The sequence below is a fragment of the Pseudomonas sp. B707 genome (assembly GCF_022496685.1).
Classification (GTDB): Bacteria; Pseudomonadota; Gammaproteobacteria; order Pseudomonadales; family Pseudomonadaceae; genus Aquipseudomonas; species Aquipseudomonas paraglycinae.
This window is the reverse complement of sequence record NZ_WTVE01000035.1, coordinates 81,301-94,735: the sequence shown is the minus strand read 5'-3', so window position 1 is coordinate 94,735 and position 13,435 is coordinate 81,301. Positions and strand designations below refer to the sequence as shown.

Genomic DNA, 13,435 nt, shown 5'->3' with positions numbered 1-13,435 from the left:
GTTTCCTCTTGATCCAAATCATTAACATGCCCACATAGTTAGGTTGCTAATGAAGTTGGGAGGTCAACATGCAATGCAGAGTCGATGTCGCGGTGATGATCGGCAGCGGCGTACCTGCCGGGCTGCGCGCGATGGGACAAAGTGTCTGCTGGGTGGTGCTGCTCAATGGTGAACGCCGCGGCACCGCTTTCGCGAGTCGTAATGAAGCGGAAGAGTGCAGGGCCGCATGGCTTGCGCAATTGAGCGCTGAAACCGGTGACAGCCTGCACTGATCAAGATTACTTGCCCCGGTGCAGGCGCACATTCAGCTCATCGACCATGATGGCTTCCTCGCCATCGGCCCGTAGCCACTCCTTGAGCATCTGCGCCTGCTGCGGGCTCCAGAAGTCGGCGTCGATCAGCTTGGTATCGGCGTCCAGCGGATGGGCTTCGATGAAGTCGTCGATCGCCGTTTCCTCCGAAGGCAGCCCTAATTGATCGAACAGGGTTGTCAGGTTGTAAGCAGGCAGTTCCATGGTGTACTCCTTGAAGGATGGCGGGGTCGGTCACTCTCTTTATCTGAGGTGCTCGTCGGCCAGGAGTTCGATCCGCGATTCCAGTGAACGGGCGAGGGCGCAGGCGGCGTTGTGATCCTCGCGGAAACCTCTGACAAGCCCCGTCGACTTTTCCCTGATATGGAAAAAGCCATTGCCCGCCGGGATCACCTGAAACAACGGTGCCTGACCGCAAGACTCGATTGTAGGAACAGTCTCAAAGCCTGGAGTGTTCAGGACAAAGGCAGGTTCGTGAGTCACGGCAAAATGCGTCATAGTGCACATATGAAGTCCTTTTCATGGATTGACCCGCATTTACAGGGTGTTGCGGGTAGTCGTGAACAGCATCGCTGCTCTAGAATCGCCAACACCTGTTGACGGCATGGCACTATCTAAAGCAATTTTTTGCGTGCGATATGTCGGAAAAGTGATTTTCTTGGTGAGTTTTTTCCCTAAAGTTCGTAGTCAGTTTTCTCTGGCTGAACGTGACGCGTTTTCCTTCAACATTTGGAGAACGTCTTTGCAGGTTTCGTGAGTGGCATTCCAGTAGTCTTGTGCAACTCGCGTTGAATGAGCACTTCGCTCGCTCAGGCGTATATTCGAGTCATCGCGCAACACCTTCGGCCTGGCCGATTTTTTCTGCCGTGCGCGCTTTTCGCGTACGGCACTCTTTTCAAGTGTGGGGATGTTTCTTTGGCAGTCAGTAACCTCGATATGCATGCTTTGTTCGTGCTGGGTGATTTGCGGGCAAAGCTGGTCAAGCAGTTTCAATCGCGTTTTGTTTACATCACCGAGCAAAACGCCGAAGGCATTTACGTTGCCGAGATCGACACCGAAAGCGCATTGGTGGTCGATGACAAACCTGGCCTCAAGCTCAAGGTCGGTGATCATTTCAGCGCGTCGGTGCTGCCGAGCCGTGAAGGCGGCAAGATGGACATCCGCTTTCGCGAAATCAAAATGACTGTGTACGGCTTGGGCGACTACGCGTTCGTCACCACGGCCGACGGCCATGCCATTGTGTTCAAGGAAGGCCACAGCGCGGTCACCGTGTTCGCCGCCAATGAACAACTGCAGGAAGGCCTGACCAAGACCCTGAAAGCCGTCACCGCCAAAGCCGCCAAGTGGCGCAAGGGCGAACTGGTGACCTTCAAGGCCAGCGAGTGAGCCGCGCCGATTTCCATTTGCAGAACCTCGACAGCGCCCGTGAAGAAGCACGTCGATTGTTCACTGCAAAGGCCGAAATGAAGAGCGCCTGGCTGGGGTGGGTCGCCTCGCAGATCTACGCCTTGCAGCCTGCGGAATACGCCAGCATGGTCAGACGCGAGCTGAAGAACCTGCAGGAAATTTCTGAAAAGTAGCCTCATCCGTGTCATGCCCCTGAAAAAGCAGGAACCTCGTCTACAGTCAGTTGACTGAGTATTCAGAGGCTTGCGGTCTTCTGTCAGGCCATCCTGCTATTGCTGTGAACAGCACGAGGTGCAAAAGCATGAACGGATTTCGACGGTTGCTGGCCGCTGGCCTGACCTCCTTCGGCTTGATGACGGCGGTGCCTGCGGTGAGCGCGGCACAGGCGCCGATCCACTTTGCCGACCTGAACTGGGAAAGCGGCAGCCTGATCACCGACGTCCTGCGGATCATCGTCGAGAAGGGTTACGGCCTGCCGACCGATACCTTGCCGGGCACCACCATCACCCTTGAGACTGCGCTGGCCAACAATGACATTCAGGTCATCGGCGAAGAGTGGGCCGGGCGCAGTCCGGTATGGGTCAAGGCCGAGGCCGAAGGCAAGGTCGTCAGCCTGGGCGACACGGTCAAAGGCGCCACCGAAGGCTGGTGGGTGCCGGAGTACGTGATCAAGGGCGATCCGGCCAAAGGCATCAAGCCATTGGCGCCGGAGCTGCGCAGTGTCAGCGATCTAAAGAAGTACAAGGACGTGTTCAAGGATCCGGAAACCCCGAGCAAGGGACGGTTCCTCAACAGCCCGATCGGCTGGACATCGGAGGTGGTCAACAAGCAGAAGCTCACGGCTTATGGCTTGCAGGATGATTTCGTCAATTTCCGCAGCGGCTCCGGTGCGGCACTGGATGCGGAAATCAGCTCATCGATCCGTCGGGGCAAACCGGTGCTGTTCTATTACTGGTCGCCGACCCCTCTGCTCGGTAAGTTCAAGCTGATCCAGCTGGAAGAGCCGCCTTTTGATGCCGAGGCCTGGAAAACCCTGACCGACGCCGATAACCCCAATCCGAAACCGACCCGTTCACTGGCCTCTAAGCTGTCGATCGGGGTGTCCACGCCGTTCCAGAAGCAGTATCCGCAGATTGCCGAGTTTTTCAGCAAGGTCGATTTTCCGATTGATGACCTGAACAAGGCGCTGGCCGAAATGAGCGAGAAACACACGGCGCCCCGGGATGCGGCGGTGGCGTTCATGAAGGCGCATCCGGATGTGTGGCAGGCGTGGTTGCCGAAGGATGTGGCAGATAAGGTTTCAGCTGATTTGAAATAGAGGCCGTAACGACGGGCCTTATCGCGGGCAAGCCCGCTCCCACAGGTTTTTCGGTGTGCTCTGAGCTTTGAAAACACATCGATTCCTGTGGGAGCGGGTTTGCCCGCGAAGCTTTTAGAAGCGGGTTTGCACAGCCAGCTCAAAGGTGCGCGGTGAGCCGAGGTAATACGCCGGCGATACATGGGCGAACTCGGCATACACCTCATTCGTCAGGTTGCGCACCCGCCCGGTCACGGTGGTGTGCGAATCCACCTGGTAGCTGAGGAAGCTGCCAAACAGCGTGTACGACGGCACGGTCATGGTGTTGGCCGTGTCGGCGAACACCGATGCCACATACCGAGCATCGACCCCGCCTTGCCATTGCGGCGAGAAATCGTAGGTCAGCCACAGATTGCCGACCCGGTCCGGCACGTTGGTCGGTGTGTTGCCTTTGCGGGAAACCACTACGCCGGCGGCGTTCTTTTCGTTGAACTCATCGTATTGCGCATCGACCCAGGCGAAGTTGCCTTCGGCCAGCAGCTTGTCGGTGATCCTGAGCGAGCTGGCAATCTCGATGCCCTTCGAAGTCTGTTGGCCGACCGGAATGCTGCTAGTCGGGTCCATCGGATCCGTCACCGCGAAGTCCTTGCGCTCGATGGTGTAGGCGGCCACTGTCGCCGAGCCGCGCCCGTTCAGGTAGTCGAACTTGCTGCCGATTTCCCATTGCTTGCCGGTCGAGACATCGAAGTCCTGGGTGCCATTGGGTTGCTCGGCGGCGTTGCTGTATTGCACGTACACATTGGCTGACGGAATGAACTGGTATGTCAGGCCGATGCGCCCGGTGACCGGTTCCCAGCTACGTTTGAGATGGCGCGGGTTACTCGCGGTCACCGTGCGATGGTTGGTCACGTCGAGGTCGATATCGTCGTACCGCAGGCCAGTAAGCAGCGAGAGCTTGTCAGTCAGTGCCAGGCGGTTTTCGGCAAACAGCGCTTTGGTGGTGATTTCGTTGGTCTTGTCGCTGACGAAACCCGGCATCGTTCCGGGAATGTCATAGAAATGCCCCGGTCGGTAGTTGTTCGGGTTCACCGTGCTGGCGCCTTTGACGTTCAGCGGCGAGTTGGTGGTCTGGTTGACCTTGTACTCGAATCCGCCGGACCAGGTGGTGTCGAGGCCGAACAGGCTGTTGTCGTGGCGCAGTTCGAACTGGTTGCCGTTCTGCTCGCCCTGGTGTCGCACCTGATACGCAGTGGAGCGGTTCACGGCGCTGTTGTCGGCGTTGTATTGATAGGTTTCCAGGTTGCGGTAATCGCGCTGGCTGTCGAGGTGATAGAGGGTGTTGCGCAGGGTGGTGCTGTCGTTGATCCGGTAGTCGATGATCGAGCGCACCCAGATGGTCCGCTGCTCGTAGCGGCCGTCCTCGACGTTGTAGTTGTTGAAGCGGTTGTGCTTGCCGATTTTCAACTCGCCGGCCTTGGGGTTGAGCACCGGCGTGCCCCAGTACGGGCTGTCCTCGTGTTCGTCCTGATATTCCAGGGCCAGGGTGTGCGACAGGTTCGGCGTCAGGTCGCTGAGCAGCGAGAACGCCACGCTCCAGGCATCGCGCTCTTGGCGGTCGATGTAGCCGTTGCTGGTGTTGTGGCTGACGTCGAGACGCGCGTAATGCTGCACCTCGGCGCCGGGTTCGGTCAGCGCGTGGTTGAGGCCGAATGCGGTTTCGGTAGTGTCGTAGGTGCCGTAGCTGACCCGACCTTCGATGGCTTGCTCGTCGCGCGTGGCCAGTTTGGTCACGTAGTTCAGCGAGCCACCGACCGAGCCTGCGCCGTTGATCAGCGACGAGGGGCCGCCGACCAATTCCACCCGATCATAAATCCATGAATCTACGGGGCGAGCCAGGCCGCCGGAAACGTTCACGCCATTGAACATCTGGGTGATCTGGCTGCTGGTAAAACCGCGATAGGAGACGAACCCGCCAAAGCCCGGCGGCGCACTGGCGTTCACCCCCGGCAAGGTGTTGGCCGCGTCCTGAAAGTTTTGTGAACCGTGACGCTCGATGTCATTGCGGTTGGCGATCGCCACCGAGGCCGGAGTGTCGCGTACGCTCAAACCAAGGCGCGAGGCCATGCCGCTGGACTGGTCGAGGCTCAGGCCCGGTTCGACGCCGGACTCGCCGTCAATGGTGATCGGCGCCAGATCCACGGTGGATTGCGCCCAGACGTTGACGGACAGGCAGCCGCAAAGGCTCGCCAGCAAGGTAAGTTGTTTCATCGATTGAATCCTGAATACTTGTCTAGGAGTCAGCGCACAGGCGAACGCCGCGCGTTGGCGCAGTAGGCTGACAAATCAAAAAGGCAAGGACACTCAGGCGAGGGGCGGGGCGCGAGGGTTGGCCGAAGGCCAGATAAAGCGGGCAGGGAGGTCGGCGCTGACGATGACCGGCAGCGGCGGGCTGTGTTGTTCCGGCAGGATCGCCAGGGTCAGGCTGGAGTTGAATGCCGGACCCATGCCACCGGTAGAGCACAGCGGGCAGCCGAAGGCCTTGGCCAGAGTCGGCAGTTTTTCTTCGGCGGGACTCGAGGCGAGCGGCGCTTGGGTGCTCGGGTCGACGGCGCAGAACTGGCCGCCGATACCGTTGAGCTGCATGCCGACCATTTGTCCGTGACCGATGCTGCAGGCGAACACGTTGAACAGGACGCAGCAATAGAGCATCCAGGCCAGCAGTGAGCGATCGGTACGGGTGAATTTCATGGGGCGGCACTTTACCGCACCGCCGACCGGTCGTGCACATGGAAAAATGCCGACTAGGATGTTTTGTTCAAATCCCTTTAAAGGATTCTCGACCATGACCTTTGTGTTGGCTCAATGGCTGGTGGCGATATTTGCGGTGATCAGCCTGATGCATGTGTATTGGGCGATGGGTGGGCAGTGGGCGGCCGTGGCGGTGGTGCCGCAGGTTCCGGTTGACAACGGCGGACTGACGCTCAGGCCGGCGTTCAAGCCGTCAGGCTGGATCACGCTGGTGGTGGCGGCAGCCCTGCTACTGATTGCCGCACTGGTGTGCATGCGAGTGGGGTGGTGGCTGCCCGCCGTGCATCACTGGGCGCTGCAATGGGTGATCAGCGCGATTGCGCTGCTGATGTTTGCGCGGGCAATCGGCGATTCGGAGCTGGTGGGGTTTTTCAAGGAAGTGAAGGGGTCGCGATTTGCCCGGCTCGACACTTGGGTTTACTCGCCGCTGTGTCTGATATTGGGAGCCGGGCTGTTGGCTGTCGCCTGGATCTAACTGCCGGTTTCAGTACGCCGGCTGCTGACCTCGGCCGGCACGTCATCCCCGGCCATGCGCTTGCGGAACAATGCCGCCCGCGCCAGCAGCAGGGTGGTCACTGGCACGGTGATCGAAAGCAGAATCGGGATCAGCCATGCGTGCAGCACCGGCCCGGATTTGAGCGCGGAAAAACAGATGATCGACGCCAGCGCCACGCACCACGCGCCCAACGTCGAGGCCAGCGCCGGCGGGTGCATGCGCTGGAAGTAATCTTTCATCCGCAGCAGGCCGGTCGCGCCGATCAGGGCGAACACGCCGCTGAGGACCAGCAGGATCGCCACCGGGATTTCCACCCAGAGAGACAGTTCAGCGTTCATTCGATCACCTCGCCACGCAGGAGGAACTTCGCCAAAGCAAACGAGCCGACGAAGCCGAACAGCGCGATCAGCAGCGCCGCTTCGAAGTAGGTGTCACTGGCATAACGAATCCCCAGGGTCAGCATCATCAGCATGGCGACGATGTACAGGTAATCCAGTGCCAGTACCCGGTCTTGCGCCGACGGGCCTTTGAACAGGCGTACCAGCGTGAGGACCATGGCCAGTGAAAACAGGAACAGCGTCAGCAGAATCGCGTTCGACAGCAGCGGGCTCATTCGAAAATCTCCATCAACGGCCGCTCGTAAGTGACCTTGAAGTGCTGGATGAATTGCGCCTCGTCATCCAGATTCCAGACGTGCAGCAACAGAACGCTGCGATCCAGCGCCAGCTCCGACCACACCGTGCCGGGCACGACCGTACAGATCATCGACAGCGCCGCCAGACCGTTGGCATCGCGAAGGTCCAGCGGCACCTTGATGAAGCGTGAACGAAGCGGCCGACGACCGGCGTTGAGAACGCCCCAGGCCACTTGCAGGTTCGAGACGATCACATCGCGCCCGACCAGCAGAAACAATCGCAGGATCGTGCCCGGGCGGCGGATGTGAATCCGCTGCGGGCGCAGTTTGCGCATCATCAGCGGGGCGCAGAAACCGAGTACGGCACCGAGCAGCAGGTTACCCGGGCTGACCGACAGGTTCAGCACCAGCCAGAGCAACCACAGCGCAAGCGACAACCACGGCGCAGGGAACAGACGCTTCATGGTTGCGCCTCCAGCAGCGCAGCCTTGGCTTCCGGGCTGGGTATGGCGCGGGTGCCGAGCACCGCCATCACGTATTGCTGCGGATTGTTCAGGGCATCTGCGGCTGCCTGGGTGTAACGCAGCAGCGGCTCAGCCTTGAAGGTCAGCGCGATGCTCAGGCCGAGCAGCAGGAAAATCGGCGTGCATTCCAGTTTGCGCAGCAGCGGCGACGGTCGCTCTTCAGGCGACCAGAAGCGCTGGATCCCGAGGCGCGAGAACGCCATCAGCGAGCCGAGCCCGGTGAGGATCAGCAGGGCCAGCAACGCCCAGGCGGCATTCGAGATCGGTTCGCCGGCGCCGAGGCCCAGCGGGTTGAGCAGGGCGCCGATCAGGCTAAGTTTGCCGATGAATCCGGACAGCGGCGGCATGCCGATAATCAGCAACGCGCAGGCAATGAAGCTCAGACCGAGGAATGCCATGGTCCACGGGATCACCTGACCGACCACGGCTTTCTGATCGTCGTCGAGGTTGATGCCCTTGACCGGTCGTTGCCACTCCTGCGGACGCGGCAGCAGTTCGTTTTCATCTTCCAGCGGCACTTCGATGGCGGTACGCGAGCGTTCGATCAACTCAGCCAGCAGGAACAGCGCGCTCAGCGCCAGGGTCGAGCTGACCAGATAGAACAGCGCGGCGCCAATCAGGTTCGGCTGGGCGAAACCCACGGCCGACAGCAGGATCCCCGCCGACACCAGAATGCTTAGGCTAGCCATGCGTTCCAGGCGTTGCGCGGCAATGATTGCCACGCCCGCACCGGCCATGGTCGCCATGCCGCCGTAGATCAGCCAGTCACCGCCGAAGTAAGCCGAAGCGCCCGCTTGGCCCGAGAACAGCAGCGTCCACAGACGCAGCAAGGTGTAGACGCCGACCTTGGTCATGATCGCGAACATCGCCGCGACTGGCGCGCTGGCTGACGAGTAGGCCGGCACCAGCCAGAAGTTCAGCGGCCACATGCCGGCCTTGGCCAGGAAGGCCACGGCGAGGATCCCCGCGCCGGCGTGCAACAGGCCACGGTCGGCTTCCGGCACCAGCGGGATCTTCAGGGCCAGATCCGCCATGTTCAGCGTGCCGGTCACACCGTAGATCAACGCAGCGCCGATCAGGAACAGCGACGAGGCCAGCAGGTTGATCGAGATGTAATGCAGCCCCGACGACACCCGCGCCCGGCCCGAGCCATGAAGCAACAGGCCGTAGGACGCGGCCAGCAATACCTCGAAGAACACAAACAGATTGAACAGGTCCGCCGTCAGGAATGCACCGTAGAGGCCCATCAACTGAATCTGGAACAACGCGTGGAAGCTCGACGCGGCGCCGTCCCAGCGGGCCATGGCGAAGAGCAGGGCGCTGACGCCAATGATTCCGGTCAGCACCAGCATCAATGCCGACAGACGATCGACCACCAGCACGATGCCGAACGGCACCTGCCAGTTGCCCGGCAGATAAACCCCAATCGAACCGGGAACGCCGGTGGTCTGGGTCCATTGCAGCAGCATTACCGAGATGCCGAGGCCGAGGAGGCTGGAGAACAGGTTGATTTTCGCCTTCAGCGGACGGTGCTTCTCGCCGAGCATCAGCATGATGGCGGCGGTCAGCAGCGGCAGCAGGATCGGTGCGGCGATCAGGTGAGTCATCGCCGTCATTCCTTGGGCTCCCTTCCGTCAACGTGGTCGGTACCGGTCAGGCCCCGCGAGGCCAGCAGCACCACCAGGAACAATGCGGTCATGGCGAAGCTGATGACGATGGCCGTCAGCACCAGCGCCTGGGGCAGCGGGTCGGTGTAGTTGAGCAGGTCCTGCGGCACGCCGTCCTTGATGATCGGCTCCTTGCCGATGAACAGGCTGCCCATGCTGAAGATGAACAGGTTGACGCCGTAGGACAGCAGGCACAGGCCCATCACCACCTGGAACGTCCGTGGCCGCAGAATCAGCCAGACCCCGGAGGCGGCGAGCACGCCGATGGCGATTGCGATGACTTCTTCCATCAGACGGCTCCTTTGGCGGCAGCGGTTTTGTGGCCCCGGACCGATTGGTGGGCGAGGGCGGTGAGGATCAGCAAGGTCGAGCCGACCACCACGGCGTAGACGCCGATATCGAAGAACAGCGCGCTGGCGATATGGATGTCACCGAGCAGCGGCAAGCTGAAATGCCAGGTGTGGGTGGTGAGGAATGGATACCCGACCGCCATCGCCCCGAGCCCGGTGACGGTGGCGAACAGCAGGCCGGTGCCCATCCAGCGCAGTGGGCGCAGGCTCATTTGCGCCTCGACCCACTGGGTGCCGGCGACCATGTATTGCAGGATGAACGCCACCGACATCACCAGACCGGCGACGAAACCGCCGCCCGGCTGGTTATGCCCGCGCATGAACAGGTAGAACGACACCACCAGCGCAATCGGCAGCAGCAGGCGCACCAGTACCGCCGGCACCATCATGAAACCGAGCGCGGTGTCGCTGGCCGAACGCGGGTTGACCAGATCGGTGACCACGTCGGGGGCGAGCAGGCGCTGCTGAGCCGGCAGTTGCAGGCTTTCTTTCGGCGGGCGGAAGCGACGCAGCAGGGCGAATACGGTCAGCGCTACGGCGGCGAGCACCGTGATTTCGCCAAGGGTGTCGAAACCACGGAAATCCACCAGCATCACGTTGACCACGTTGCTTCCGCCGCCCTCGGGCAGGGCGCGGCTCAGGTAGAACGAAGAAATGTCGTTCGGCGTCTGGCGGGTCAGCATCGCGTAGGACAGCAACGCCATGCCGCCACCGACGGCAATCGACAGCAGCAAGTCGCGCAGACGCCGGACCCGCGCCTTGCGCAGGCTGCTTGGCAGTGGCGAAACCTCTTCGATCCGCCGTGGCAGCCAGCGCAGGCCGAGCAGGATCAACACGGTGGTCACCACTTCGACCACCAGTTGCGTCAGGGCCAGATCCGGCGCCGAGAACCAGACGAAGGTCACGCACGTCATTAGCCCGCAGACGCTGACCATGGTCAGGGCCGCGAGACGGTGATACTTGGCCTGCCACGCGGCGCCGAGGGCGCAGGCGATTGCCAGCAGCCACAGGGTCACGAACACGATCGAGCCAGGGATCTTCGGCCGGTCGCCCCAGCTCAGGCTGCTGTGCAGCATTGGGATCAGGCCGGCCAGCACTGCCGCCAACACCATCAGGAACAGCTGGATTTGCAGACGCTTGGTGCCGATGCGCCGCTCCAGCCGCCGGGCCAGGCGCATCATCGCCACCAGACTGCGCTCGAACATTCGCTTGCCGTTGAGGCGGCCCGCCAGCGGCGGATACTTGAAGCGGCCGCGCTTGAGCTGGTTGCGCAGTAGCAGATACAGCACGATGCCGCCGGACATGGCGATCAGGCTCATGATCATCGGTGCATTGAGGCCGTGCCAGATCGCCAGGCTGTATTCCGGCAGCACGCCACCCACCACCGGCAAGGCGGCAGCGGCCAGCAACGGGCCTACAATTTGGGCCGGGAAAATCCCCACCAGCAAACAGGTGAAGACCAGCAACTCAACTGGCGCGCGCATCCAGCGTGGCGGTTCGTGCGGGGTGTGCGGCAGGTCGGTGGCGGTCGGGCCGAAGAACACATCAACAGTGAAGCGCAGTGAATAGGCCACGCTGAACGTGCCGGCAATCGTCGCGACGATAGGCAACGCGGCTTCGACCCACGCCGTGGCGTTGATGAACACGGTTTCGGCGAAGAACATTTCTTTCGACAGGAAACCGTTGAGCAGTGGCACGCCGGCCATGGATGCACTGGCCACCATCGCCAGGGTGGCGGTGAACGGAATCAGTTTGAACAGGCCGTTGAGTTTGCGGATGTCGCGGGTGCCGCTTTCGTGGTCGATGATCCCCGCGGCCATGAACAGCGAAGCCTTGAAGGTCGCGTGGTTGAGAATGTGGAACACCGCCGCCACGGCGGCCAGCGGGCTGTTCAGGCCGAGCAGCAGCGTGATCAGGCCGAGATGGCTGATGGTCGAGTAGGCCAGCAGTCCTTTGAGATCGTTCTGGAACATCGCGCAGTACGCGCCGAGCAATAGCGTGGCGGCACCGGCGCCGCTGACGATGTAGAACCATTCTTCGCTGCCGGACAGCGACGGCCACAGCCGGGCCAGCAGGAAAACCCCTGCCTTGACCATGGTCGCCGAATGGAGGTACGCCGAAACCGGTGTGGGCGCCGCCATCGCGTGCGGCAGCCAGAAGTGGAAGGGGAACTGGGCGCTTTTGCTGAGGGCGCCGATAAGAATGAGGGGAAGCAGGATAGGGTAGAGTGCATGTGCGCGAATCAGATCGCCGGCGGCCAGGACCTTGTCCAGGTCATAGCTGCCGACCACATGGCCGAGAATCATGACCCCCGCCAGCAGACATAATCCGCCCGCACCGGTGACCATCAACGCCATGTACGCACCACGGCGCGCGTCGTGGCGGTGGTGCCAGTAGCCGATCAACAGGAACGAGAAAAGGCTGGTCAGCTCCCAGAAGAACACGATTTGAATCAGGTTGCCGGAGATCACCAGCCCGAGCATGGCGCCCATGAACGCCAGAAAGAACGCAAAGAAACGCGGCACCGGATCGTCCGGCGACATGTAATAACGGGCATATAAGGAAACGAGGGTGCCGATGCCCAGCACCAGCATCGAGAACAGCCAGGCGAAGCCGTCCATGCGCAGGACGAAGTTCAGGCCCAGGCTGGGCAGCCACGTGAATTCTTCGCGGATCACGCCGCCGTGGGCGATCTGCGGGTATAGCAGCGCGACCGAGACAGTCCCGACCAGTGCGACCAGACCTGCCAGCAGGGATTCGGCGTTACGTGCGTTGTGCGGCAGCACGGCTGCCAGACAGCTGCCCAGAAAAGGCAGAAGCAGTAGAACTATCAGGGACATAGGCTTCTAATCTGCGGAAGTTTGTGAAGCATCATACGTGCCAGCTCCCGGATCGCCAAACGCGAGGATGTCTCTGAATCCTACAAAGTAGCCGTAAAACCCCCGTTTAGCCTTCGGTCTCGTGCTCCAATTCTTCCGTGACCGTTTGTGTCTCTTTGCCTTTGGTCTTCAATTCACTGACGATCACTGCCGCCACGATCAGCCCCGCACCCACCAATGCAATCGTTGGCAAACGCTCCCCCGCGATGCGCCCGACGATCCCGGCCCACACCGGTTCACCGGCGTAGATCAAGGTCGCTCGGGTTGGCGAAACACTTTTCTGCGCCCAGTTCATCGCCACCTGAATCGCCGCACTCATCGCGCCCAGGCCCAGGGCGGTGCTCAGTAACAACCACGAGAAGTCCGGAATCGCCTCGTCGGTCGGCACCACCATCAAAAACGACAGCACCGAAGTCGTCGCCAGCTGCACCACGGTTACCCGGCGCACATCGACTTGCCCGGCATAGTTGCTGATCAGGATGATTTCGGCCGCTATGGCAATGGCGCTGATCAGCGTGGCGATTTCCCCGGGGCTGAAATTCAGCGAAGCCCCGGACGGCCCGGAAAGCAGCATCAGCCCGGTAAACGCCAGCATGATGCCGATGCTCGGCATCAAACCCGGACGCCGACCGAGCACCAGCCATTGCAGTAGTGGCACAAACGGCACGTACAACGCCGTGATGAACGCCGACTGACTGCTGGGAATACTCTGCAAGCCGACGGTCTGCAAGCCATAACCGAGCAGGATCGCGACGCCGATAAAGGCGCCAGCCCTGAGTTCGAACAGGGTCAGTTCACGCAGGTGTTTCCAGGAGAATAGCGCCACTATGATCGCGGCGGCGGCAAAGCGCAGGCCGACGAAAAACATCGGGCCGCTGACGGTCATCGCGTGCTGCACCAGCAGGAAGGTGCCGCCCCAAAGCATGGTGATCAGCACCAGCACGCACTCGGCTTTGCTGAACCGGGAAAACCGCAGGGGAGATTGAGAAGGATTGGCTGACGTCATGACCTTGCGCACTTTTAAAGAGGAGACGCACAATGCGCCAAATGTTGCGCAGTATA

Annotated in this window: 16 protein-coding genes; 5 read left to right on the top strand and 11 right to left on the bottom strand. The window is 61.1% G+C overall.

Translation table 11 applies throughout. The features are described 5' to 3' along the window. The first annotated feature begins 68 nt into the window (after nucleotides 1-68). Nucleotides 69-272, top strand: a complete 204-nt coding sequence (locus tag GQX66_RS25475; protein ID WP_039767042.1) for a hypothetical protein — start codon at nucleotides 69-71, stop codon at nucleotides 270-272. 6 nt (nucleotides 273-278) lie between these two features. On the opposite strand, the gene GQX66_RS25470 is transcribed toward GQX66_RS25475, so the two are convergent. Next, complete coding sequence (locus GQX66_RS25470; RefSeq protein WP_039767041.1) at nucleotides 279-515, bottom strand: DUF2789 family protein; 237 nt, start codon at nucleotides 513-515, stop codon at nucleotides 279-281. Nucleotides 516-554: 39 nt separating this feature from the next. Further along, a complete protein-coding gene (locus tag GQX66_RS25465) occupies nucleotides 555-818 on the bottom strand; it encodes a hypothetical protein (protein WP_085746168.1) in 264 nt (87 codons plus the stop codon). Between the two features lie 408 nt (nucleotides 819-1,226). Between GQX66_RS25465 and GQX66_RS25460 the strand changes: the two genes are divergently transcribed. The 3 genes from GQX66_RS25460 (at nucleotide 1,227) to GQX66_RS25450 (ending at nucleotide 3,036) form a co-directional block, all read left to right on the top strand. Beyond that, nucleotides 1,227-1,697 (top strand): hypothetical protein, encoded by a 471-nt coding sequence (locus tag GQX66_RS25460; RefSeq protein ID WP_007950541.1) that lies wholly within the window; start codon nucleotides 1,227-1,229, stop codon nucleotides 1,695-1,697. Next, nucleotides 1,694-1,891, top strand: a complete 198-nt coding sequence (locus GQX66_RS25455; RefSeq protein WP_085746169.1) for a hypothetical protein — start codon at nucleotides 1,694-1,696, stop codon at nucleotides 1,889-1,891. Before GQX66_RS25460 ends, GQX66_RS25455 begins: the two co-directional genes overlap by 4 nt. 128 nt (nucleotides 1,892-2,019) lie before the next feature. Then, nucleotides 2,020-3,036 (top strand): ABC transporter substrate-binding protein, encoded by a 1,017-nt coding sequence (locus GQX66_RS25450; protein WP_085746170.1) that lies wholly within the window; start codon nucleotides 2,020-2,022, stop codon nucleotides 3,034-3,036. 114 nt (nucleotides 3,037-3,150) lie between these two features. Here GQX66_RS25450 and GQX66_RS25445 read toward each other — a convergent pair whose 3' ends face one another. Further along, entirely contained in the window at nucleotides 3,151-5,283 is a 2,133-nt protein-coding gene (locus GQX66_RS25445; RefSeq protein ID WP_085746171.1) for a TonB-dependent receptor, read from the bottom strand. Between the two features lie 93 nt (nucleotides 5,284-5,376). After that, nucleotides 5,377-5,763, bottom strand: a complete 387-nt coding sequence (locus GQX66_RS25440) for a DUF2946 domain-containing protein (protein ID WP_085746172.1) — start codon at nucleotides 5,761-5,763, stop codon at nucleotides 5,377-5,379. A gap of 94 nt (nucleotides 5,764-5,857) precedes the next feature. Between GQX66_RS25440 and GQX66_RS25435 the strand changes: the two genes are divergently transcribed. Then, on the top strand, nucleotides 5,858-6,298 hold the full coding sequence (locus GQX66_RS25435) for a DUF3995 domain-containing protein (protein WP_085746173.1): 441 nt from the start codon (nucleotides 5,858-5,860) through the stop codon (nucleotides 6,296-6,298). On the opposite strand, the gene GQX66_RS25430 is transcribed toward GQX66_RS25435, so the two are convergent. The 7 genes from GQX66_RS25430 to GQX66_RS25400 form a co-directional block, all read right to left on the bottom strand. Beyond that, nucleotides 6,295-6,657: a Na+/H+ antiporter subunit G gene (locus GQX66_RS25430; RefSeq protein WP_007950534.1), complete on the bottom strand. Its 363-nt coding sequence runs from the start codon at nucleotides 6,655-6,657 to the stop codon at nucleotides 6,295-6,297. The genes GQX66_RS25435 and GQX66_RS25430 overlap by 4 nt on opposite strands. Further along, nucleotides 6,654-6,932, bottom strand: a complete 279-nt coding sequence (locus GQX66_RS25425) for a K+/H+ antiporter subunit F (RefSeq protein WP_011334688.1) — start codon at nucleotides 6,930-6,932, stop codon at nucleotides 6,654-6,656. The genes GQX66_RS25430 and GQX66_RS25425 overlap by 4 nt, the downstream gene beginning before the upstream one ends. After that, a complete protein-coding gene (locus GQX66_RS25420; RefSeq protein WP_240871960.1) occupies nucleotides 6,929-7,417 on the bottom strand; it encodes a Na+/H+ antiporter subunit E in 489 nt (162 codons plus the stop codon). Before GQX66_RS25420 ends, GQX66_RS25425 begins: the two co-directional genes overlap by 4 nt. After that, nucleotides 7,414-9,093, bottom strand: coding sequence for a monovalent cation/H+ antiporter subunit D (locus tag GQX66_RS25415; RefSeq protein WP_240871959.1), 1,680 nt, complete (start codon nucleotides 9,091-9,093; stop codon nucleotides 7,414-7,416). Before GQX66_RS25415 ends, GQX66_RS25420 begins: the two co-directional genes overlap by 4 nt. After that, a complete protein-coding gene (locus GQX66_RS25410; protein ID WP_003192163.1) occupies nucleotides 9,090-9,434 on the bottom strand; it encodes a Na+/H+ antiporter subunit C in 345 nt (114 codons plus the stop codon). The genes GQX66_RS25415 and GQX66_RS25410 overlap by 4 nt, the downstream gene beginning before the upstream one ends. Beyond that, entirely contained in the window at nucleotides 9,434-12,334 is a 2,901-nt protein-coding gene (locus tag GQX66_RS25405) for a monovalent cation/H+ antiporter subunit A (RefSeq protein ID WP_240871958.1), read from the bottom strand. Before GQX66_RS25405 ends, GQX66_RS25410 begins: the two co-directional genes overlap by 1 nt. A 106-nt stretch (nucleotides 12,335-12,440) precedes the next feature. Next, complete coding sequence (locus tag GQX66_RS25400; protein ID WP_240871957.1) at nucleotides 12,441-13,379, bottom strand: DMT family transporter; 939 nt, start codon at nucleotides 13,377-13,379, stop codon at nucleotides 12,441-12,443. Between the last annotated feature and the right edge of the window lie 56 nt (nucleotides 13,380-13,435).

What these genes read in the sequence shown, in the direction of transcription:
- GQX66_RS25475 (WP_039767042.1), top strand. Translation starts at nt 69, where the DNA reads ATGCAATGCAGAGTCGATGTCGCGGTGATGATCGGCAGCGGCGTACCT.
- GQX66_RS25470 (WP_039767041.1), bottom strand. Translation starts at nt 515, where the DNA reads ATGGAACTGCCTGCTTACAACCTGACAACCCTGTTCGATCAATTAGGG.
- GQX66_RS25465 (WP_085746168.1), bottom strand. Translation starts at nt 818, where the DNA reads ATGTGCACTATGACGCATTTTGCCGTGACTCACGAACCTGCCTTTGTC.
- GQX66_RS25450 (WP_085746170.1), top strand. Translation starts at nt 2,020, where the DNA reads ATGAACGGATTTCGACGGTTGCTGGCCGCTGGCCTGACCTCCTTCGGC.
- GQX66_RS25445 (WP_085746171.1), bottom strand. Translation starts at nt 5,283, where the DNA reads ATGAAACAACTTACCTTGCTGGCGAGCCTTTGCGGCTGCCTGTCCGTC.
- GQX66_RS25440 (WP_085746172.1), bottom strand. Translation starts at nt 5,763, where the DNA reads ATGAAATTCACCCGTACCGATCGCTCACTGCTGGCCTGGATGCTCTAT.
- GQX66_RS25435 (WP_085746173.1), top strand. Translation starts at nt 5,858, where the DNA reads ATGACCTTTGTGTTGGCTCAATGGCTGGTGGCGATATTTGCGGTGATC.
- GQX66_RS25430 (WP_007950534.1), bottom strand. Translation starts at nt 6,657, where the DNA reads ATGAACGCTGAACTGTCTCTCTGGGTGGAAATCCCGGTGGCGATCCTG.
- GQX66_RS25425 (WP_011334688.1), bottom strand. Translation starts at nt 6,932, where the DNA reads ATGAGCCCGCTGCTGTCGAACGCGATTCTGCTGACGCTGTTCCTGTTT.
- GQX66_RS25420 (WP_240871960.1), bottom strand. Translation starts at nt 7,417, where the DNA reads ATGAAGCGTCTGTTCCCTGCGCCGTGGTTGTCGCTTGCGCTGTGGTTG.
- GQX66_RS25415 (WP_240871959.1), bottom strand. Translation starts at nt 9,093, where the DNA reads ATGACGGCGATGACTCACCTGATCGCCGCACCGATCCTGCTGCCGCTG.
- GQX66_RS25410 (WP_003192163.1), bottom strand. Translation starts at nt 9,434, where the DNA reads ATGGAAGAAGTCATCGCAATCGCCATCGGCGTGCTCGCCGCCTCCGGG.
- GQX66_RS25405 (WP_240871958.1), bottom strand. Translation starts at nt 12,334, where the DNA reads ATGTCCCTGATAGTTCTACTGCTTCTGCCTTTTCTGGGCAGCTGTCTG.
- GQX66_RS25400 (WP_240871957.1), bottom strand. Translation starts at nt 13,379, where the DNA reads ATGACGTCAGCCAATCCTTCTCAATCTCCCCTGCGGTTTTCCCGGTTC.